This is a genomic window from Pseudomonas sp. S07E 245, from assembly GCF_019599025.1.
GTDB classification, from domain to species: domain Bacteria; phylum Pseudomonadota; class Gammaproteobacteria; order Pseudomonadales; family Pseudomonadaceae; genus Aquipseudomonas; species Aquipseudomonas shirazensis.
The window spans coordinates 3,130,924-3,151,513 of the sequence record NZ_CP080625.1 but is presented as its reverse complement, the minus strand read 5'-3'; the positions used below and the strand labels follow the sequence as shown (position 1 = coordinate 3,151,513).

21 protein-coding genes are annotated in these 20,590 nt (G+C 61.9%); 10 read left to right on the top strand and 11 right to left on the bottom strand.

Annotation, left to right across the window (positions count from 1 at the left end; all coding sequences use genetic code 11):
- Position 1: 1 nt before the first annotated feature.
- Complete coding sequence (locus tag K3F44_RS14510; protein WP_188036588.1) at positions 2-223, bottom strand: cysteine-rich CWC family protein; 222 nt, start codon at positions 221-223, stop codon at positions 2-4.
- The gene (locus K3F44_RS14505; RefSeq protein ID WP_220632476.1) at positions 216-1,706 is read right to left on the bottom strand and encodes a diguanylate cyclase; all 1,491 of its coding nucleotides are present in this window, start codon (positions 1,704-1,706) and stop codon (positions 216-218) included. The genes K3F44_RS14510 and K3F44_RS14505 overlap by 8 nt, the downstream gene beginning before the upstream one ends.
- 212 nt (positions 1,707-1,918) lie before the next feature.
- On the opposite strand from K3F44_RS14505, the gene K3F44_RS14500 reads away from it, so the two are divergent.
- Entirely contained in the window at positions 1,919-2,362 is a 444-nt protein-coding gene (locus K3F44_RS14500) for a hypothetical protein (RefSeq protein WP_220632475.1), read from the top strand.
- Between the two features lie 9 nt (positions 2,363-2,371).
- On the opposite strand, the gene K3F44_RS14495 is transcribed toward K3F44_RS14500, so the two are convergent.
- Positions 2,372-3,478 carry an enoyl-CoA hydratase/isomerase family protein gene (locus K3F44_RS14495; protein WP_220632474.1) on the bottom strand — a complete coding sequence of 369 codons (1,107 nt, stop codon included), beginning with the start codon at positions 3,476-3,478 and terminating at the stop codon, positions 2,372-2,374.
- A gap of 130 nt (positions 3,479-3,608) precedes the next feature.
- Between K3F44_RS14495 and ung the strand changes: the two genes are divergently transcribed.
- Positions 3,609-4,298 (top strand): uracil-DNA glycosylase, encoded by a 690-nt coding sequence (ung, locus tag K3F44_RS14490; RefSeq protein WP_220632473.1) that lies wholly within the window; start codon positions 3,609-3,611, stop codon positions 4,296-4,298.
- Between the two features lie 42 nt (positions 4,299-4,340).
- Here the strand turns inward: ung and K3F44_RS14485 are convergent, their stop codons facing one another.
- From K3F44_RS14485 to K3F44_RS14465, 5 genes are all read right to left on the bottom strand, one after another.
- The gene (locus K3F44_RS14485) at positions 4,341-5,378 is read right to left on the bottom strand and encodes an AbrB family transcriptional regulator (RefSeq protein WP_220632472.1); all 1,038 of its coding nucleotides are present in this window, start codon (positions 5,376-5,378) and stop codon (positions 4,341-4,343) included.
- Positions 5,371-6,885: a tripartite tricarboxylate transporter permease gene (locus K3F44_RS14480; protein WP_101321903.1), complete on the bottom strand. Its 1,515-nt coding sequence runs from the start codon at positions 6,883-6,885 to the stop codon at positions 5,371-5,373. Before K3F44_RS14480 ends, K3F44_RS14485 begins: the two co-directional genes overlap by 8 nt.
- A 3-nt stretch (positions 6,886-6,888) precedes the next feature.
- Complete coding sequence (locus tag K3F44_RS14475) at positions 6,889-7,347, bottom strand: tripartite tricarboxylate transporter TctB family protein (RefSeq protein ID WP_101321902.1); 459 nt, start codon at positions 7,345-7,347, stop codon at positions 6,889-6,891.
- A 130-nt stretch (positions 7,348-7,477) separates the two neighbouring features.
- Positions 7,478-8,458 carry a tripartite tricarboxylate transporter substrate binding protein gene (locus K3F44_RS14470; protein WP_150570590.1) on the bottom strand — a complete coding sequence of 327 codons (981 nt, stop codon included), beginning with the start codon at positions 8,456-8,458 and terminating at the stop codon, positions 7,478-7,480.
- Positions 8,459-8,489: 31 nt separating this feature from the next.
- Positions 8,490-9,779, bottom strand: a complete 1,290-nt coding sequence (locus K3F44_RS14465) for an OprD family porin (RefSeq protein WP_101321900.1) — start codon at positions 9,777-9,779, stop codon at positions 8,490-8,492.
- A 210-nt stretch (positions 9,780-9,989) separates the two neighbouring features.
- Between K3F44_RS14465 and K3F44_RS14460 the strand changes: the two genes are divergently transcribed.
- Positions 9,990-10,661 carry a response regulator gene (locus tag K3F44_RS14460; RefSeq protein ID WP_101321899.1) on the top strand — a complete coding sequence of 224 codons (672 nt, stop codon included), beginning with the start codon at positions 9,990-9,992 and terminating at the stop codon, positions 10,659-10,661.
- Complete coding sequence (locus K3F44_RS14455) at positions 10,654-12,057, top strand: sensor histidine kinase (protein WP_188036584.1); 1,404 nt, start codon at positions 10,654-10,656, stop codon at positions 12,055-12,057. Before K3F44_RS14460 ends, K3F44_RS14455 begins: the two co-directional genes overlap by 8 nt.
- Before the next feature lie 21 nt (positions 12,058-12,078).
- Here K3F44_RS14455 and K3F44_RS14450 read toward each other — a convergent pair whose 3' ends face one another.
- Together K3F44_RS14450 and K3F44_RS14445 are read right to left on the bottom strand one after the other, a co-directional pair.
- Complete coding sequence (locus K3F44_RS14450; RefSeq protein WP_220632471.1) at positions 12,079-12,885, bottom strand: HDOD domain-containing protein; 807 nt, start codon at positions 12,883-12,885, stop codon at positions 12,079-12,081.
- A gap of 51 nt (positions 12,886-12,936) precedes the next feature.
- Positions 12,937-13,878: a folate-binding protein YgfZ gene (locus tag K3F44_RS14445; RefSeq protein ID WP_220632470.1), complete on the bottom strand. Its 942-nt coding sequence runs from the start codon at positions 13,876-13,878 to the stop codon at positions 12,937-12,939.
- A gap of 133 nt (positions 13,879-14,011) precedes the next feature.
- Here K3F44_RS14445 and K3F44_RS14440 point away from each other — a divergent pair, with 133 nt between their 5' ends.
- Together K3F44_RS14440 and K3F44_RS14435 are read left to right on the top strand one after the other, a co-directional pair.
- Entirely contained in the window at positions 14,012-14,266 is a 255-nt protein-coding gene (locus tag K3F44_RS14440) for a succinate dehydrogenase assembly factor 2 (protein WP_101321895.1), read from the top strand.
- The gene (locus tag K3F44_RS14435; RefSeq protein ID WP_220632469.1) at positions 14,250-14,699 is read left to right on the top strand and encodes a protein YgfX; all 450 of its coding nucleotides are present in this window, start codon (positions 14,250-14,252) and stop codon (positions 14,697-14,699) included. Before K3F44_RS14440 ends, K3F44_RS14435 begins: the two co-directional genes overlap by 17 nt.
- 6 nt (positions 14,700-14,705) lie before the next feature.
- Here K3F44_RS14435 and nadB read toward each other — a convergent pair whose 3' ends face one another.
- Complete coding sequence (gene nadB, locus K3F44_RS14430; protein WP_220632468.1) at positions 14,706-16,310, bottom strand: L-aspartate oxidase; 1,605 nt, start codon at positions 16,308-16,310, stop codon at positions 14,706-14,708.
- Positions 16,311-16,748: 438 nt separating this feature from the next.
- Here nadB and rpoE point away from each other — a divergent pair, with 438 nt between their 5' ends.
- The 4 genes from rpoE (at position 16,749) to K3F44_RS14410 (ending at position 20,533) form a co-directional block, all read left to right on the top strand.
- Complete coding sequence (gene rpoE / locus K3F44_RS14425; RefSeq protein ID WP_011535354.1) at positions 16,749-17,330, top strand: RNA polymerase sigma factor RpoE; 582 nt, start codon at positions 16,749-16,751, stop codon at positions 17,328-17,330.
- 31 nt (positions 17,331-17,361) lie between these two features.
- Complete coding sequence (locus K3F44_RS14420) at positions 17,362-17,952, top strand: RseA family anti-sigma factor (protein WP_101321888.1); 591 nt, start codon at positions 17,362-17,364, stop codon at positions 17,950-17,952.
- 12 nt (positions 17,953-17,964) lie between these two features.
- On the top strand, positions 17,965-18,930 hold the full coding sequence (locus K3F44_RS14415; RefSeq protein WP_101321887.1) for a MucB/RseB C-terminal domain-containing protein: 966 nt from the start codon (positions 17,965-17,967) through the stop codon (positions 18,928-18,930).
- Positions 18,931-19,132: 202 nt separating this feature from the next.
- Complete coding sequence (locus K3F44_RS14410; RefSeq protein ID WP_371918946.1) at positions 19,133-20,533, top strand: DegQ family serine endoprotease; 1,401 nt, start codon at positions 19,133-19,135, stop codon at positions 20,531-20,533.
- Positions 20,534-20,590: the final 57 nt, after the last annotated feature.

The window sequence follows — 20,590 nt, the reverse complement described above, 5'->3', positions numbered from 1 at the left end:
TTTACCCAATTGGCGGCTGTTGCGCCGCTTTGAGCTGGTCGTCCACGGCTGCGCAGCGGGGGCACAGGCAGGCTTTGTTGCGCAGTTCGGCGGGCAGGGCGGCGAGTACCGCCGGCTCGATGCTGACGCTGAAGCACCAGCAGTTCTGCGTGGCGCTGCGTGGATCAGCCAGGCTGCAGCCGTTGCTTGCGCCGCAGGCGGGGCAGGATTGTGGGTCAGGCATGGACTGCTCCGGGCATCTCGCTGCAGACTCGATTGCGTCCGCCCTGCTTGGCTCGATAAAGGGCATGGTCGGCACGGGTCAGCAAGCTGTGCAAACTGTCGTCGGGTTGCAGTGCACTGAGCCCGATGCTGGTGGTCAGGCGCAGCGGTTGGTCGTTGTAGCTGAAGATCAACTGCTCGGTGCGGCGGCGCACCTTCTCGGCGACATCGATGGCCTGGCGGCCCTCGGTCTCGCGCAGCAGCACGATAAACTCTTCACCGCCCCAGCGGCAAAGGATATCCGACTGGCGCAGGCTGCCTTGCAGTACGTTGGCAAACTGGCGCAGCACTTCATCGCCGGCCAGGTGACCATGGGTGTCATTGAGCAGCTTGAAGTGATCAAGGTCGATCAGCAGGGCAACCAGTGGCGCATTCTCGCGTTTGGCTTGCTGCAGTGCCTGCCCGGCCAAAAGGTCAAAGCTGCGGCGGTTGGGCAGGCCGGTCAGGCTGTCCAGCGTGGCCAGCGACTCAATGCTTTGCTGATGGCGCTTGACCATCGCATGCAGCAGCGACAACACCACCAGGGTGATCATGGCGCAGATCGCCAGGTTCAGGTACAGCGACTGGCGCACCCGGTCCAGCGCGCCGCTCTCACGTTTGTCGACCAACAGGTACCAGTCCAGTTCGGGGATGGGCCGCACGTTGAGAAAGTGGCTGTGGCCTGCCTCGTCCTGATATTCGTGGCTGCCAGGCGAGGGTACCGGCATGCGCGCCAGCAGCGTCTCGAACGCTTTGCTGTCGGCCAGTTGCTGGCCTGCGCGCAGGCCATGCATGCTGCCGTCCGAGCCGGTCAGGATGACTTTGCCGTTGGCATCGGTGAACAACACGGCGCGCTGATAGCGTTGCTGATAAGCGTCGATCAATTTGACCACCGACTCGACACTCAGGCCGACCCCGGCTGCGCCGATGAAGCGCTGGTCATAATCGAGCACGCGGTAATTGATGAACACCGTGAGCCTGTCATGGTTGGCCATGTCCAGATCGACGTTGATCTCGTACGGCGCCTGCGATTCGCGCACGCGGTAATACCAGGCATCGCGCCAGGCATCCGGCTTGACTTGCTTGAGTACGCCCTTGGCCTGGTAATAGGTACGGCTGCGCTCGGAGACGAAAAACGCGGTGCAGGTGTTCTGCTGGCTGAGGATTTCATCCAGATAGCGAGTGATCCGCTCTGGCTCCTGCTCGCCGGCCAGCACCCAGTCGCGCAGAAAGGTGTCCTGCGCGATCATCGATGAGATCAGCACCGGGCGGATCAGATCCTTCTGGATTTCCGAGTAGACGGTGTCTGAGGTGAGCGGCAGTTCGGTATTGACGATGCCATCACGGATTGCGCCACGCGAGGAAAAGTAGCCGAGCAGAGACGTGGCAAGAAAACCGCAGGCCAGCAGGATCAGCAGCGCGAGGATCAGCGAGCGCTGCGAGAACAGGGCGGAACGTGACGGCATGATCTTCCCGTGATGTGTGCCAGTGGCGACATTCTAGAGAGCTGGCGGGAAAATAACTGCATGTTTTTCAGGGTTACCTGAGTTGTTGCAAATCTTTACACATACGGCACTGGATCGGCTGGCGAGTGTCTTAACCCATGTCGATATTCGTTTGCCGATCGACGCCCGCCAGCGCCGCTGTGCCGGGCACCCCAGCGGTCCAGGAGGCCGCCATGTCCTATCGAATCCCAATCATCGTCCTGCTCGCAATGTTGACCAGTGCCTGTACCCCTTATTACGCCGGTGGCGGGTATTCTCGCTCGCAGTACTACAGTGGCGAGCGTTACGGGTATCCCGGCTATCAGCGCTATGAGCGTGACTATTACGTGGTGCCGCAGCCCCGTTACTACTATCAGCCTGCACCGCGCTATTACCGGCCGGCACCGGCGCCGCACTATCGGCCGCAACCGCGTCCAGGGATGAACCAGCAGTGGTATGGCAATCCACGCAACGATTACGGTAATCGGCAGCGCTACGAATACCGTCGTGATCGAGAGCGGCATGATTACCGCAACGATGACCGCCGATCGCAGGAAGGGCGTTGGCATTCAAGGGGCCATGGCGACCGTGATAGCCGCCCGGATGGCGGGCGCGATGATCGCAATCGGCATCGCTGAGGTCCTGCCCTAAACTTGATCGGCCAGCGGATGGCGGCCCTCCCAGGCTTTGGCAAAGTGCGCCTCAACCACCGCCGCTGGCACCTGAGCCACATCAGGCCAGTGCCAGCGCGGCGTGTTGTCTTTTTCAATCAACCGCGCACGCACGCCCTCGCTGAATTCAGGATGCCGGCAGCAATTCAGGCTCATCGCATATTCCATCTGCAGCGCCTGCAACAGCGACATGTGCCGGGCTCGCTGCAATTGCTCCCACACTAGATGTGCGCTGAGCGGGCAACCGTCGTGCAGGCGCTGCCCTGCAGCCGCCAACAACGGGTCGCCGTGCTGGCGCAGGCTGGCGATGGCGCGCCAGGCGGCAACCGGATCTGCTACATCCAGCACCTCATCTATCAGTGCTCGCCGCGGCAACCACTGCGCCTGTGGCAGGTCTGCAAGGGCGCGGTGCTGCTGGCACTTGAGCAGGCTGTTCAACTGCAGGGTGGTCTGTTCCTGCCAGTTCAATTGCAGCAGTTCATCAATTAATGCCGTCTGCTGCTGCTCGCCAAGAAAACGATCCGCCAGACCCAGGTCCAGCGCATCACGGGCGTTGATCGGCGATCCTGTCAGGCCGAGAAACAACCCCAGCTTGCCTGGCAGACGGCTGAGGAACCAACTGGCGCCTACGTCCGGGTACAAGCCTATGCTGATCTCCGGCATGGCCAGCCGACTGCTCGGGGTCACGATGCGTATCCCTGCGCCCTGTAGCAGGCCCATGCCGCCGCCCAGCACATGGCCATGACCCCAACACAGCAAAGGCTTGGGATAACAGTGCAGGGCATAGTCCAGGCGGTACTCGGCAGCGAAGAACTGTCTGGCCATTGCTGGCACCTGGCCAGGTTGTGCGCGGCATTGATCGACCAGCGCGCGAACATCGCCACCCGCGCAAAACGCCTTGGCACCGCTGCCCCGCAAGAGCACGCAGACGACACCAGGATCCCTCGCCCACGCCTGGAGCAGCGCCTCGAGCTGCTCGATCATCGCCAGGCTCAACGCGTTGAGGGATTTCGCTGCATCCAGTGTGGCGATGCCGATTCGCGCACCGTCCACTCCGGTAAGTACTTCGCTGGTTACGGCCATGAACTACCTCGCACAGGTCATCGGCTCAGTATGGTCGGCTCTGCCGCAGGCTGCCGGTCGTCGGTCGGATCGATTGACAAGCTCGGGCAGCTTTCCTAGTGTCGCGCCCCTCAGTTTCAGGACCACACCGATGACCGACGACGACCGCATCAAGCTTGAGCCCAGCTGGAAGGAGGCGCTGCGCGCCGAGTTCGAACAGCCCTACATGCAGCAGCTGCGCGAGTTCCTGCGCCAGGAGTACGCCGCCGGCAAAGAGATTTATCCACCTGGCCCGCTGATCTTCAACGCCCTTAACAGCACGCCGCTGGACCAGGTCAAAGTGGTCATCCTCGGCCAGGACCCCTACCACGGGCCAGGTCAGGCGCATGGCCTGTGCTTCTCGGTACAGCCGGGCGTTCCGACACCGCCATCGCTGGTGAATATCTATAAAGAATTGCAGCGTGACCTGAACCTGCCGATTCCTGTCCATGGCTATCTGCAGAGCTGGGCAGAGCAGGGCGTGCTGCTGCTCAACACGACCATGACCGTGCAGCGGGGCAATGCCGCATCGCATGCCAAGAAAGGCTGGGAGTCGTTCACTGACCGGATCATCCAGCTGGTCAGCGAGCGGCAATCGAATGTGGTCTTTCTGCTGTGGGGCGCACATGCCCAGAGCAAGCAGAAGTTGATCGACGGCACCAAGCACCTGGTGCTCAAGTCGGTGCATCCGTCGCCGTTGTCGGCCTACCGGGGCTTTATCGGCTGCGGGCATTTCAGCCATGCCAACCGCTTCCTGCAGCAGCACGGCATGAAACCTGTGGAGTGGGCGCTGCCTCAGTGACTCTGTTGAGGGGCCTTGGTTGGGGGCGTGTGCTGCGCCCCCTTACTGGTTTTGATCCCGCGCATTCCACAGCCGAAACAATGGCTCTGCCAGAAACAGCACAAACAACAAGCGCATTACCTGCATCGCTGTCACCAACGGCACCGACAACTGCAGGGTCTCCGCCGTAAGGCTCATCTCGGCGATCCCCCCAGGCATCATGCCCAACGTCAGTGAACGCAAGTCCAGCTGGCTCAGGTTGCTCAAACCCCACGCCGCAAGCGCTGCAATCACCATGCTCAAGGCGGTAGCCAGCAAGGTGCGGCCGAGAAACGACGGCGCGCGGCGGAAGAATGCCCGGTTGAAGTGACAGGCGAGGCCACTGCCGATCAACCACTGGCCCATCTGGCTGGCGCCCTCCGGCAGGGTGATCTGCAAATCAGCCGCCAGGCTTACCGTTGCCGCCACCAGCAATGGCCCGAACAACCATGGGTTGGGTTGGCGCAAGCGCTGCCAGCCATAACCTACCAACACCGCCATCGGCGTGATCACCGCCAGCCAGCCCCAGCTGACACTGCTGGCATGGCTGACCGGCACGCCATCACCGAGCAGCAACTTGAACAGTGCCGGCACGCACAGCACCACCGCCAGCACACGCAGACTCTGCGCCGCGGCGACCTGGCTGAGCACCGCGCCATTGCGTGCGCCGAGGTTGACCATTTCGCCGGAACCGCCCGGCATACTGGCGAAAAAGGCGGTCGCGCGATCCTCACCGCTGCGCCGTAGCAGCCATACACTGATGACACTGGAAGCGGTGGTGAACAGCGCACCAAACAGAATCAAGCCGAAATGCCCGGACACTTGTTCGAGGATCGCCGGGGTGAAGTGCAGGCCGATACCGACGCCGATGATCCACTGGCCGCATTTACGTCCGTTGGGGATTTCCGGCAACTGCCAGGGGGTCAGGCAACGCACCAGGATGATCGCCAGCAACGAGCCGACCATCCACGGCAAAGGCCAGCCGACCTTGCTGGCGAGAAATCCGCCAACAAGGCCGACCAGCCCGGTTGCCCAGAACAGCGGCAACGATCGATCAGGCATCCGCAACAGCCCGACGTTGCAGGCTGCGGCGGCGCCAGCTGCGCAGCAGCGGCAGGCACATCATGCAGATGGTCAGGCCCCATACGCTCATGCTGATCGGGCTCGAGTAGAGAATGCCCAGCTCACCGTTGGAGATGGACAAGGCGCGGCGCAGGTTCTGCTCCATCAGCCCGCCGAGGATGAACCCGAGCAGGATCGGCGACAGCGGGAAGTCCAGCTTGCGCAGGATGTAACCCATGATGCCGATACCGACCATCAGGAACAGGTCAAAGGTGGTCGCATGCACAGCGTACACGCCGATCGCGGTGATGATGGCGATTACCGGCACCAGCGCCCAGTTCGGCACGGCGAGGATGCGGGTGAAGATGCGGATCATCGGGATGTTGAGGATCACCAGCATGATGTTGGCGATGAACAACGAGGCGATCAGACCCCAGACGATGTCGGGTTGCTGTTCGAACAGCATCGGCCCAGGGGTGATGTTGTACAGGGTCAGTGCACCGATCATTACCGCAGTGGTGCCCGAACCGGGTACGCCGAGGGTCAGCATTGGCACCAGTGCGCCACAGCAGGAAGCGCCGATGGCGGTTTCCGGTGCTGCCAGGCCACGTGCATCGCCCTTGCCGAACTTGCCGCTGGTGCCAGCGATTTTCTTCTCGGTCATGTAGGCAACCGCGCTGGCCAGGGTGGCACCGGCGCCGGGCAGTACACCCATGATGAAGCCGAGCAGGCCGCAACGGATGTTCACCGCGAATACCGAAGCCGCTTCCTTGAAGTTGAACAGCATGCGCCCGGTGGCTTTTACCGCCTGGTGGCCATGATGGGTTTTCTCCAGCAGCAGGAGGATCTCGCTGATCGAGAACAGGCCCAGCACCAGCACCACGAACTGAATGCCGTCGGCCATGTGCACGCTGTCGCCGGTGAAGCGGTAAACGCCGCTGTTGGCATCGATACCGACTGCCGACAGGAACAGACCGATCAACGCCGCGATAAATGTCTTCAGTGGCTTGTCGCCGGCCATACCGCCCAGGCAGACAATGGCGAACACCATCAGCACGAAGTATTCAGCGGGTCCGAAGGCAATCGCCCACTTCGCCAGCAACGGCGCGAACAGGACCATGCCGCAGGTGGCGATGAAGGCACCGATGAACGAGCTCCACGCCGACAGCGACAGCGCGACCCCAGCCAGACCCTGGCGAGCCATTGGGTAACCGTCGAGGGTGGTCATCACGGTCGAGGCTTCGCCCGGGATGTTGAGCAGGATCGAGCTGATCCGGCCGCCGTATTCACAACCCAGATACACCGCGGCCAGCAGAATCAAGGCAGATTCAGGCGGCAGGCCGAGGGCAAAGGCGATCGGGATCAGCAACGCCACGCCGTTGATCGGGCCCAGGCCCGGCAGCAGGCCGACCACGGTGCCGATCAGGGTGCCGCACAGGGCGGTAACCAGGTTGTACGGGCTCAAGGCGACGCCGAAGCCCTGGCTGAGATAGCCTAAAGTATCCATCTGTCAGTTCTCCAGCACGTCAAGCAGGCCAAGGGGCAGGGGTACGTCCATCACGCGATCGAACAGCCAGTACAGCAGCACGCTCATCGCCACCACCACCACTGCGCTGTGCAGCCAGCGGCCGCCATACAGGCGCGCCATCGGCACGCCGATCAATACCGCACTGACGATGAAGCCCAGGCTTTCGAAGGTGGCGGCGAACAGGATCAACAGACCGGTGCAGATCGCAATCTTGATCAGGGTCGGGCGATCCAGCGGCGGCTCGTCCTCTTTATGCACGATCGGCGTCGGCCGAATCGCCAGGTACAGCAACGCCAGGCCCATCAGGCCAAGCATCAACAACGGGAAGGCGCGCGGGCCCACCGGTTCGTAGGAAAACGCGGCCTGGTAAGGCCAGGCCATCACTGCCAGGACGGCGCACACCGCCAGCAGGATCAGGGCAAAAATGCGTTGCAGGATCATGGGGAAATCCTCGAGAGGGCTGCCTTGCTGCAGTTTATTGCGCGAGCGGTTCTACCCGCGCAGGCGTTGGTGATGACACCGACGCTTGCGCGGGCTGACCTGCTTCAACAGGTGCTGCAGCAGTACGTTGTTACTGAATCAGGCCGAATTCCCGGGCCAGGGTCTTGTAGTCGGCAACCTGTTTCTTGACGTAGGCGTCCAGCTCCGGCCCGGTCAGGGCGAACGGGAACAGCTCGCGCTGGTCACGCAGCTTGGCGAACTCCTCGGAGGTCAGCAGCTTGTCGAACGCGGCTTTCCACCAGGCGTAGTCTTCGTCGCTGACTTTTGGCCCGAGGTAGAAGCCACGTACCACTGGCCAGACGATGTCGTAGCCCTGTTCCTTGGCAGTTGGGATGTCCTTCATTTCCGGCTCATCGAGACGGTTCTCGGCGAATACGGCAAGGATGCGCATGTTGCCGCTCTGGATGTGCGGCATGGAGTCGGAGATATCGGTGGAGCCGACCTGAATGTGCCCGCCGAGCAGTGCAGTGGCGATTTCGCCGCCGCCTTCCAGGGCGACGTAGCGCAGGTCACGCGGGTTGATCCCGGCGGCCTTGGCGATCAGCGCGGTCTGCATCCAGTCCTGGCTGCCGACGGTGCCGCCGGAGCCGATCACCACTTTGCTCGGGTCTTTTTTCAGCGCAGCAACCAGGTCAGCCAGGTTTTTGTAAGGCGAATCCTTGTTCACCGCGATCGCGCCATAGCTGGTGCCCACGGCCGCCAGCCACTTCACTGCGTTTTCATCGAAACGGCCGAACTTGCCTTGGGCCAGGTTCAGCAGCGAGCCACTGGACCAGGCCACCAGGGTGCCGGCATCGCCCGGGCGCTGGGCAACCACAGCGTTGTAGGCAACCGCACCAACGCCGCCAGGCATGTAGGTGACGCGCATCGGTTTACTGAGAATCTTCTCGTTGACCAGGGCGCTTTGCACCAGCTTGCAGGTCAGGTCGAAGCCGCCGCCGGGCGATGCTGGAGCGATACATTCAGGGCGTTTCGGTTCAGCAGCCAGGGCTTGACCGGCCAACAGCAGGCAACCGGTAGCGAGGACGAGGCGGCGCAGGGAAAAGGTCATCGTCTATCTCCGTAAATATTGTTGTTATGGGTTACCACAGGGCCACGCTGTAGCTCACCAGCAGCCGCACTTCGTCGGCGTCGCGGGCAAAATTCGAGCGGAAGGTGGCGTTACGCAGACGCACCGCGACGTTTTTCAACGGCCCGGTTTGTACTACGTATTTGAACTCGGTGTTGCGTTCCCACTCCTTGCCCTCGCTGCCATCGGCGCGGCTGACGTTGTCGCCACTGAGGTAGCGGGTCATGAAGGTCAGGCCGGGAATGCCCAGAGAGGCGAAGTTGTAGTCGTAACGCAGCTGCCAGGAGTGCTCGTCGGCACCGGCAAAGTCGTTGATCTGGACGAAGTTGACCAGGTACGGGTCGGCGCCATCGACGTAGGGGAAGGCGCTGTCGCCCGAGACGTGCTGATAGGCGCCGCTGAGCTTGTGGCCATCGAGGGCGTAGCTGAGCATGCCGTTGGCGGTGGTGTTGTCGATCTTGCCGGCGCGGGCCTGGCCCTGATCGTCACTTATCGCCAGGCGCAGGTCGGCGCCAAAGGTGCCCGGGCCCCACGGTTGGGTCGCGACCATGCCAACGAAGTGCTGACGGTAGATGTCGTCAAGTTGGGCAACGTGATAGCTGCCGGTGATGCGGTCGGTGAATTTGTAGTCAAGGCCGGCCAGGTCATAGTTGTCGGCGGCGAAGGTTCCGCCGAAACGGCCGTTCTTGTTGTTGAGGGCGATGTCTTCCCAGTTGGTGTCGTTGCGGTCCTTGGCTTTTTCCAGACGTCCGGCGGTAACGGTCAGGTTGCTGATTTCGTTGGAGGTCAGCAAGCCACCCTCGAAGGTCTGCGGCAGAATCCGCCCATCGTTGGGCTGCAGGGTCGGCAGTTCAGGGATCAGCGAACCCACTTTGAGCTCGGTCTTGGAAATCTTCACCTTGCCGGTCAGACCGAGCTTGGAGTACTCGTCGGCAGCCTTGCCGTCATCATGGGTCGGCAACAGCCCGGTGCCGGTGCGGTCTTCGCTGGAGTCGAGCTTGATCCCGACCATGCCCAGTGCGTCCAGGCCAAAGCCGACAGTGCCTTCGGTGTACCCGGATTCGAAATTGAGCATGAAGCCCTGCGCCCACTCGTCACGTTTGGACTGCTGGCTGCTGGTGCCGTCACGGAAATCACGGTTGAAGTACATGTTGCGGGTTTCGAAGGTGGCGCTGCTGTCTTCGAAGAAGGCCGCCTGGCTGACAGGCGCGATACCGGCGAGCGCAAGGGCGCTGGCAATGGCAGTGGGGCGTGGACGAATGGAACGGGTAGGCGCGAACGCCTGCGGCTGTGATGACAGCATCGTCGAGTGACTCCGTTTATTGTTTTTATTGGTCTGCACCTTGCTGGTGCTTATGAACGCTCGGGGCATTCTTGATCCGATGCTAGGCGGCCAACCTTTCGCTAACCTTTCAACATGAAAGGTTTGTCATATTGGGGCTTCACAGGTGTGCCGACGGCGGTACACTCCGCGCCAACTAACGCGCCCCCACTTCACCGAAGGGAGAAACCGATGCGAGTGCTGCTGGTTGAAGACCACCTGCAACTGGCCGAAAGCGTGGCTCAGGCGCTCAAGAGTCAGGGCCTGACTGTGGACGTGCTACACGACGGCATCGCCGCTGACTTGGCGCTGACCAGCGAGGAATACGCGGTGGCGGTGCTCGATGTCGGCCTGCCGCGGATGGACGGTTTTGAAGTGCTGGCGCGGCTGCGCGGCCGCGGCAAGACCTTGCCGGTGCTGATGCTGACTGCCCGCAGTGACGTCAAGGATCGTGTGCACGGGCTCAACCTGGGCGCCGACGATTACCTGGCCAAGCCGTTCGAGTTGACTGAGCTGGAGGCGCGGGTCAAGGCCCTGCTGCGGCGCAGTGTGCTTGGTGGCGAACGCCAGCAGCGCTGTGGTCCGCTGGTCTACGACCTCGACACCCGCCGTTTCAGCCTGGGTGACGAGCACCTGACCCTGACCTCGCGCGAGCAAAGTGTGCTGCAGGCAATGATTGCCCGGCCCGGACGAGTGATGAGCAAGGAGCAACTGGCGGCGCAGGTGTTTGGCCTCGACGAAGAAGCCAGCCCTGATGCCATCGAAATCTACGTGCACCGGCTGCGCAAGAAACTCGACGGCCATGCGGTTGCCATCGTCACCTTCCGCGGTCTTGGCTACCTGCTGGAGCACCGTGATGCGTGATGGCGCCAGCCTGCGCGGGCGGCTGCTGGGCAATCTTGCGCTGCTGCTGGTGGTACTGATGCTGGCCAGCGGCCTGAGCGCCTACTGGAACGGCCGCGAAGCCGCCGACACTGCCTATGACCGTACGCTGCTGGCGTCGGCGCGGACCATTGCTGCGGGCTTGTCCCAGCGCGACGGCACACTGAGTGCCGATGTGCCCTATGTGGCGCTGGACACCTTCGCCTACGACAGTGCCGGCCGCATTTACTACCAGGTGTTGGACATCAACCAGCGCTTGATCTCGGGGTACGAAAAGCTGCCACCACCACCGCCCGGCACGCCTCGCACTGACGACTATCCGGCCTTGGCGCGTTTCTACAATGCCTCCTACCTTGGCCAGGATGTACGTGTGGTCAGCCTGCTCAAGGCGGTCAGCGAGCCAAACATGAACGGCATGGCCGAGATTCGCGTGGCTGAAACCGAAGAGGCGCGGGTGAGCATGGCCCGTGGGCTGATGGCCGATACCCTGTTGCGGCTGGGGATGCTGGCGCTGGCGGCGCTGGTCATGGTCTGGTTTGCGGTCAGTGCAGCGCTGCGCCCGCTCGAGCGCTTGCGCAGTGCGGTAGAGGAGCGCCAGCCGGACGACCTGCGCGCCTTGCCAACAGTGCAGGTGCAGCATGAGCTGGGGCCATTGGTGCGTGCGCTCAATCACTTTACCGAGCGGCTGCGCGCACAGTTCGAGCGCCAGGCGCAGTTTATTGCCGATGCCGCGCATGAACTGCGTACGCCGCTGGCAGCGCTCAAGGCGCGGGTCGAGTTGGGCCTGCGCTCGCAGGACCCGCAGGAGTGGCGGCAGACCCTTGAGTCGGCTGCACAAGGTACTGACCGGCTGACCCATTTGGCCAACCAGTTGCTGTCGTTGGCGCGCGTTGAAAACGGCGCGCGGGCGATTGCCGAGGGCGGGGCGCAGCGGCTTGATCTGAGCCAGCTGAGCCGGGAGTTGGGGATGGCCATGGCGCCGTTGGCGCATGCCCGTGGTGTGTTGTTGGCGCTGGAAGCTGAGTCGCCGGTCTGGCTCAAGGGCGAGCCGACTTTGCTCAACGAGCTGCTCAGCAACCTGATCGATAACGCGCTGGCGCACACGCCGGTTGGCGGCAATGTGATCTTGCGTGTGTTGGCGCCGGCGGTGCTCGAGGTCGAAGATGATGGCCCGGGCATTCCTGAAGCTGAGCGTGAGCGGGTGTTCGAGCGCTTTTACCGGCGTAGTGCTCAAGGCAGTGGGCTGGGGTTGGCGATTGTCGGGGAAATCTGTCGGGCCCATCTGGCCCAGATCAGTTTGCATGACGGCGAAAATGGAGGCTTGAAGGTCAGGGTCAGCTTTATTGCTGACCAGGGCTTGGATCGCGTGAACCTTTAGCCCTTTCCCGGCCACTAGCCCTCAGCGCAACATGCTTCGCGCTTCGAGCAGCTCTGCTACTTCCAGTTCCGTGCCCTGCGGCAGGCCGAGGTGCCGATAGGCGGGCAGTGCCGCCAGGGGCCGGCTGCGGCCGCGCTGGCTCAGGCAGCGGGCGATTTGCACCACGTCGATGTAATCGACCTTGTCGGTGCGCCGATCCAGATCCTGGATTAGCCCAGGCAGCTTGACCAGTTGCTCGGGGAACTCCCAGTCACTGAGGATCTTGTCACCCAGGACCGGCTGGATCTGCTCGATCACATAGTTCAGGCAGACCGGGTCGGACAGCAACTCGTTGTGCTCTTCGGCATAGATCAGCACCGGCAGCGCGCCGATCTGATGAACAAGGCCACCGAGGGTCGCCTGATCGGGCTTTAGGTCAGTGTAGCGGCGACACAGCTCATAGCTGATGCCGGCAACTTCCAGGCTGGTGGCCCAGATATCGCGCAACTTTTGCTCCACCGCAGGCGAGCGGGCATGGAAGATCTGCTCGATTACCAGCCCGATCGACAGGTTGCAGCTGTAGTTGATGCCCAGCCGGGTAATCGCCGTGTGCAGATCGGTGACTTCGACGGCGGCGCGCAACAGGGGGCTGTTGACCACTTTGATCAAGCGCGCAGATAGCGCGGCATCGCGGCCGATCACCCTGCTCAGGGCCGAAACGCTGATCTCGCTGTTTTCAGCAGCCTCGCGGATGCTCAGTGCCACTTCCGGCAGGGTCGGCAGGACCAGGTCGTCATTGGCGATGGCAGTGAGTAATTGCGCCTGGACCATCTCGGCCAGTCTGTTCATGGAGATTCTCTACCGCAGTGTGGCAGCCCCGCACGGTGCGGGGCAGGCTGGTCAGCGCTGGATTTCCCGGTCGCGGTCCAGTTCGTAAGGCAGGCTCAGCAAGGTCAGGCGTGGGCCTTCGAGGCTGAGCAGGTGCAGGTTGTCATCTTCTACCGCGTCGGCGCTGATCACTGCGAGCAGTTCGCAGCCTTGTTCACAGGCAGCTGCCAGCACGACTTCGCCAACCGCAGAACCGTGGGTGGGCGAAAAGATCTGGCTGCCGGGCGCAGGTGCATCGGCAACGGCCAGAGCCAGCCGGTACTGACGGCGTTTGAGCTTGCCCAGGTACTGCATGCGCGCGACGATTTCCTGGCCGGTATAACAGCCTTTCTTGAAACTCACGCCGCCCACCGCCTGCAGATTGATCATCTGCGGAATGAACAGTTCACGGGTCTGCTCGAAAACCTGGCCAATGCCAGCGCGGATCTGCCCCAGTAGCCAATCGTTGAGGCTGCCTTCGCTGAGCGTACCAGCGAGTTCCTGCTGCACGTTGCGCGCCTGTTCAGCCGGGACCCACAGTTCGACGCGGCCGGGCGAAACGCGGATAGCGATCAGGCCATGTTCACGGACCGTTGCGCCATCTTCAGCGGGCACATCCAGGCCAAGTGCGAGCAAGGCCTGCTCAGCGTGCTCCAGCCCAAAGCGGACCCAGCTGGCGCTTTCGTCGGTCAGCGTGGCCTTGGAAAATACCGCGTATTTTTTCAGGTCGGCCAGCTGTGCATCGATCAGGCCGCGGGCCATCGCCAGCAGCAAGCCGTTGCCCTCGGGCACGATACGGAAGCTCGACTGCATACGGCCTTTGACCATGCAGCGCGCGCCCAGGCTCGATTGCTCCTGGCTTAGGTAGTTGAGATTACAGGTCAGCTGGCCTTGCAGAAACTTGCCAGCGTCGGAGCCGCGAACGGCGAGGATGCCCTCGTGGGCAAGGGAGCAATAGAAAGCAGAGTCGGCCATGGGTCATCGCGGTTGCTTGAGACTGGTAGCCATCATAGAACGCTGGTAACAAAATAGGTAGGTGACTAGACCAACGCCTTGTGCCGCCGTGTGCCCGGCGCGGTATACTCGCCGCCCATTCGAGGAGGGTCCCATGGTCGAACAAACTGAAATCAACCGGCTTTTCTGGCACAGCCGCCGCGGCATGCTGGAGCTCGACGTGCTGCTGGTGCCCTTCACCCAGGAAGTCTACGCCACCCTGAACGAAGCGGACCGCGAGCTTTACGTGCGCTTGCTGGCTTGTGAAGACCAGGACATGTTCGGCTGGTTCATGGAGCGCAGCGAGTCTGAAGACCCTGAGCTGCAGCGCATGGTTCGGATCATTCTGGACCGTGTCCAGCCCAAGTGAGCAGTTCCAGTGCCGCTGGCAGGGCTCACGCCGGCTGCTGACGGCCTATCTGGCGAGTCTGGCGCTGGCATTGCTGGCGCTTTGGCTGAGCGAGCCGCGCTGGTGGCTGCTGCCACTCGCCGCGGGCTGCCTTAGCCACGCCTGCTGGGTCATTCCCCGGCGCATCCTGCTTACTCATCCTGACGCCATCACCGGCCTGCGCCGCGACAGCCAAGGCTGGCAGCTGTACAGCCGCAGCCAGGGCTGGCAGGCGGTGCGCCTGCTGCCGGACAGCATGGCTCTGCCGGGGCTGGTGGTATTGCGTTTTGTGCGAGCGGGCAGGCGCTTCAGCGAAAGTCAGTGCGTTTGTCCAGACGCGCTGGCGCTGGAGCAACACCGGCGCCTGCGCCTGCGCTTGAAGTTCAGTCGCAGGCGCTGGGCGCAGCCTTCTTGAGCCCGCTCAGAGCGGGCTGAGAATGGTATCGCGCGCTTCGGGCAGCATCGCCGGATAGTCCAGGGTGTAGTGCAGGCCGCGGCTTTCCTTGCGCTGCATCGCCGAGCGAATCATCAATTCGGCTACCTGGGCCAGATTGCGCAGCTCAATCAAATCCCGGCTGACCTTGTAGTTGCTGTAGAACTCGTCGATCTCATCCAGCAGCAGGCGTACACGGTGTTCAGCCCGTTGCAGGCGCTTGCTGGTGCGCACGATCCCGACGTAGTCCCACATGAAGCGCCGCAGTTCGTCCCAGTTGTGCGCAATGATCACGTCTTCGTCCGAATCGGTAACCTGGCTGGCATCCCAGCAAGGCAGAGCCTGCGGCATTTCGACCCGGTCCAGGCTCGCTTCGATGTCGGCAGCCGCCGAGCGGCCATAAACAAAGCACTCCAGCAGCGAGTTGCTGGCCATCCGGTTGGCGCCGTGCAAGCCGGTGAAGCTGGTCTCGCCAATGGCATACAAGCCGGGCACGTCGGTGTGACCGCGATCGTCGACCATCACCCCGCCGCAGGTGTAGTGCGCAGCCGGGACCACCGGAATCGGCTGGCGCGTGATGTCGATGCCGAAGGTCAGACAGCGCTCGTACACGGTCGGGAAGTGGCTTTTGATGAACTCGGCTGGCTTGTGGGTGATGTCCAGGTAGACGCAGTCCACCCCCAGGCGCTTCATTTCGTGGTCGATGGCGCGTGCAACGATATCCCGTGGTGCCAGTTCTTCGCGCGGGTCGAAGCGCGGCATGAAGCGCTCGCCATTGGGCAGGCGGAGCAGGGCGCCCTCGCCGCGCAGGGCCTCGGTGACCAGGAAGCTCTTGGCCTGCGGGTGGTACAGGCAGGTCGGGTGAAACTGGTTGAATTCAAGGTTGGCGACCCGGCAGCCCGCGCGCCAGGCCATGGCAATGCCATCGCCGCAGGCGCCGTCGGGGTTGCTGGTATAGAGGTAGACCTTGGCTGCACCGCCGGTTGCCAGCACGGTGAAGCGTGCGCCGAAGGTATCCACCTCGCCGCTGTTGCGGTTCAGTACGTAGGCGCCGAGGCAGCGCTCGCCGTCCAGGCCAAGGCGGCGCTCGGTGATCAGGTCGACGGCGACGCGCTGCTCCAGCAGGGTGATGTTGGACCGTTGCCGGGCGCGCTGCAGCAGGGTGGTAAAGATCGCCGCACCGGTAGCGTCGGCCGCATGGATGATGCGCCGGTGGCTGTGGCCGCCTTCGCGGGTCAGGTGAAATTCGAAGCTGCGGTCATCACCCGGTGGGTGCTCGTCGCGAGTAAATGGCACGCCTTGTTCGATCAGCCACTCAATCGCTTCGCGACTATGCTCAACGGTAAACCGCACCGCTTCTTCCGAGCACAGTCCGCCGCCGGCATTGAGGGTGTCCTCGACATGCGACTGCACAGTGTCGGTGTCGTCAAGCACGGCGGCAACGCCGCCCTGGGCCCAAAAGGTCGAGCCATTGGCCAGGTCACCCTTGCTCAGCACAGCGATGCGCAGGTGATCCGGAAGGTTGAGTGCCAGGCTGAGGCCTGCGGCCCCACTGCCGATCACCAGGACATCGTATTGGAATTGTTTGCTCATGTCGGGGCACTAGTAATCTAGGGGAGGGGAACGGCACAATAGCGATGCGCAGATGGCATTGTGAAACTATCGTGAAAACGTTGCCGGGATGCCTTTATAGCAGCCCCGGGTGCCTGATTTCCAATGGCGCTTGTCACGCAACGGCGATCTTCCGGGAACTTTCCAGTCTGGCTGGAAATCCTATGAAGGCTGCCCATACGCCACGAATGCCAAGGCGACGCAGGGCAGTAGCTCGAAATGGGCTGATACCTGCGTAAATCAAGACCAGATCAATGACGCGGCCGGCCGTGACCGTACTGCGTCTTTTTCGTGCGAGCCGACCAGAGGCCGCAGGAAACTTGCTTGGAGGGGAGAACTTTTGCGCAAAGCCCGAGTCTATGTTTGCAAGCCTGAACGGTGGCTGTTGCAATGCTCCTTCAAGTTCACTGAGGAGTATTCATGCTAACCCAGGAAGAGGATCAGCAGCTTGTCGAGCGCGTGCAGCGCGGCGACAGGCGAGCGTTCGATCTGTTGGTGCTGAAGTATCAGCACAAGATTCTCGGGTTGATCGTGCGCTTTGTACACGACACCCATGAAGCCCAGGATGTGGCGCAGGAAGCCTTCATCAAGGCCTACCGAGCGCTAGGCAATTTCCGCGGTGACAGCGCGTTTTATACCTGGCTGTACCGCATCGCCATCAACACGGCGAAAAACTATCTGGTGTCCCGCGGTAGAAGGCCACCCGACAGTGATGTGAGCTCCGAGGATGCGGAGTTCTATGACGGCGATCATGGTCTCAAGGATCTCGAGTCCCCAGAACGCTCGTTGTTGCGGGATGAGATCGAAGGTACCGTCCATCGGACCATCCAGCAACTGCCAGAAGATCTGCGCACGGCACTAACTTTGCGCGAATTTGATGGTCTGAGTTATGAAGACATTGCGAGCGTCATGCAATGTCCGGTGGGGACCGTGCGCTCAAGGATTTTCCGCGCTCGGGAGGCCATTGATAAAGCCTTGCAGCCGTTGCTGCAGGAATCCTGAGACAGCGGCTACAGCCAAGAGAGGAACCGCCATGAGTCGTGAAGCTTTGCAGGAATCGCTGTCCGCCGTAATGGACAACGAAGCGGATGAATTGGAGCTGCGTCGTGTTTTGAGCGCCACTGATGACGCCGACACCCGTGCTACCTGGTCGCGTTACCAGGTTGCCCGTGCAGCCATGCACAAGGAACTGCTGCTGCCCAAGCTGGACATCGCTGCGGCGGTCTCTGCTGCACTGGCCGATGAGGCTGTGCCAGCCAAGGTCAAGCAAGGCCCTTGGCGTAGCATCGGCCGTTTGGCCGTAGCTGCCTCGGTAACCGTTGCAGTACTGGCCGGCGTGCGTCTGTATAACCAGGACGAAATCACCGGTAGCGAACTGGCTGCGCAACAGCCTGCTCAGCAAGGTCTGACCATGCCGCAAACGCAAGGTCCGGCAGTTCTGGCTGGCTACAGCGAGAGCAGCGAGCAGACCACCGGGCCGATGGCCAATGGTGTCTTGCAGAGCCAGGAAGGCTGGGACAAGCGTCTGCCGGGCTACTTGAAGCAGCACGCTCAGGAATCAGCGCTCAAGGGCACTGAAACCGCACTGCCATACGCCCGCGCCGCTAGCCTGGAAAACCGCTAGTTAAGGAGCATCATGCGCGCGCTACCTCTTCTGTCACTGCTGGTAGGCAGTTGCATGATGGTGCCAGCGTTGGCAGCCAACTCTTCGCCTCAGGCGAATGAGTGGCTGAACAAGCTGGCACGAGCTGAGCAATCCCAGAGCTACCAGGGTTCGTTCGTTTACGAACGCAACGGCAGCTTCTCTTCCCACGACATCTGGCACCGCGTTGCCAATGGATCGGTCAGCGAGCGGCTGTTGCAGCTCGATGGTACGGCTCAGGAGATCGTCCGCGTGGACGGTCAGGTGCAGTGCGTCAGTGGCGATCTGGTGAGTGGCGTCTCGACGCCGCCCAGCTCTGCCCCGCGGGTGCTGGACCCCCTCAAACTGATGAGTTGGTACGACTTGAGCGTTGCCGGCAAGTCGCGGGTTGCCGGGCGCGATGCGGTGATTATCACCCTGACCCCCCGTGACCAGCATCGCTACGCCTTCGAATTGCATCTGGACCGCCAGACCGCATTGCCCCTGCGCTCGTTGATGCTCAACGACAAGGGTCAATTGCTGGAGCGTTTCCAGATGACTCGTCTGGATACCACACCGCCAACCGAGCAAGCGATGCGCCCAAGTGATGCGTGCAAGCCTGTAGAGCATGCAGTTGCAGCTTCGCCGTTGCCGGCAGTAGGTGGTTGGCGCTCCGATTGGTTGCCGCCCGGTTTCGAGTTGGTCAACAGCTCGGTACGCAGTGATGTTTCGCGCAAGACCACTGTCAGCAGTCTGATGTATGACGATGGGCTGACTCGTTTTTCGGTATTTCTGGAGCCGGTCAAGGATGATTCAGGTAACGATACCCGCGTGCAGCTTGGTCCGACCGTGGCTGTCTCGCGCTACCTCAATACTCCCAAGGGTAAGGTCATCGTCACGGTGGTTGGCGAGATCCCGTTGGGTACTGCCGAGCGCGTTGCATTGTCCATGCGTGCTCAGGATGCCCAGGCCAGCCAGTAGCGGCGCGCCTGCGTTTGCAGCCCTTCACGTAATCGGCTGAAATGAAATTAACGCAATGTCATTTGCAATCCCTTCGTAAATTTTCTATAGGTCAGAGTCCTCGGGGTCTGGCCTTTCCTGCATCTGCAGGGGTCTTAATGCAATTTACGCTCGTTGTGACGGGAGCCGTATGTCAATACCACGCTTGAAACCCTATCTCTCCATGTTCGCCGCCGTGCTGATGCTCGGCCAGGTGCTGACGGCCCAGGCTGAAGAAGCACTGCCGGACTTCACTACGCTGGTCGAGCAGGCTTCGCCGGCGGTGGTGAACATCAGTACCAAGCAGAAGCTGCCTGATCGGCGCATTGCTGCCGGGCAGATGCCTGATCTTGAAGGCCTGCCGCCGATGTTCCGTGAATTCTTCGAGCGCAACATGCCACAACAGCCGCGTTCGCCGCGCGGCGACCGCCAGCGGGAAGCGCAATCGCTGGGTTCGGGCTTCATCATTTCCAGCGATGGTTATGTGCTGACCAACAACCATGTGGTCGCCGACGCTGACGAGATCATCGTGCGCCTGTCCGACCGCAGCGAGCTGCAGGCCAAGCTGGTCGGCACCGACCCGCGCACCGACGTCGCTTTGCTCAAGGTTGAAGGCAAGGATCTGCCGATCGTCAAGCTGGGCGATTCGGAGAAACTCAAAGTCGGCGAATGGGTACTGGCTATCGGCTCGCCGTTCGGCTTTGATCACTCGGTAACCAAAGGCATCGTCAGCGCCAAAGGCCGGACCCTGCCCAACGACACCTACGTGCCGTTCATCCAGACCGACGTGGCGATCAACCCGGGTAACTCCGGCGGCCCGCTGTTCAACATGAAAGGCGAAGTGGTCGGCATCAACTCGCAGATCTTCACCCGCTCTGGCGGCTTCATGGGCCTGTCGTTCGCGATCCCGATCGACGTGGCGCTGGATGTCTCCAATCAGCTCAAGAAAGACGGCAAGGTCAATCGCGGTTGGTTGGGTGTGGTGATCCAGGAGGTCAACAAGGACCTGGCCGAGTCGTTCGGTCTGGACAAGCCTGCCGGCGCCCTGGTAGCTCAGGTGCTGGAAGACGGTCCAGCGGCCAAGGGCGGTTTGCAGGTCGGTGATGTCATCCTCAGCATGAATGGCCAGCCGATCGTCATGTCGGCCGACCTGCCGCACCTGGTCGGCAGCCTCAAGGATGGCGCCAAGGCCAAGCTTGAGATCATCCGCAACGGCAAGCGGCAGAACCTCGACGTCACTGTCGGCGCTTTGCCTGATGAAGATGCCGATATCACCACACCTGGCCAGGGCAGTGCCGAGCGCAGCAGCAACCGCCTCGGTGTAGCGGTTTCGGACCTGACCGCCGAGCAGAAAAAAGCCCTCGAACTCAAGGGGGGCGTGGTCATCAAGGAAGTGCTGGATGGTCCGGCGGCGTTGATCGGTCTGCGTCCGGGTGACGTCATCAGCCACCTCAACAACCAGGCCATTGGCTCGGCCAAAGAGTTCACCGAGATCGCCAAGGACCTGCCGAAGAATCGCTCGGTGTCGATGCGAGTGCTGCGCCAAGGGCGCGCCAGCTTCATCACCTTCAAGCTGGCTGAATAAGCATAGCGGCAGCGCAATACAGGGCAGCTTCGGCTGCCCTTTTTTGTAAACGGATGA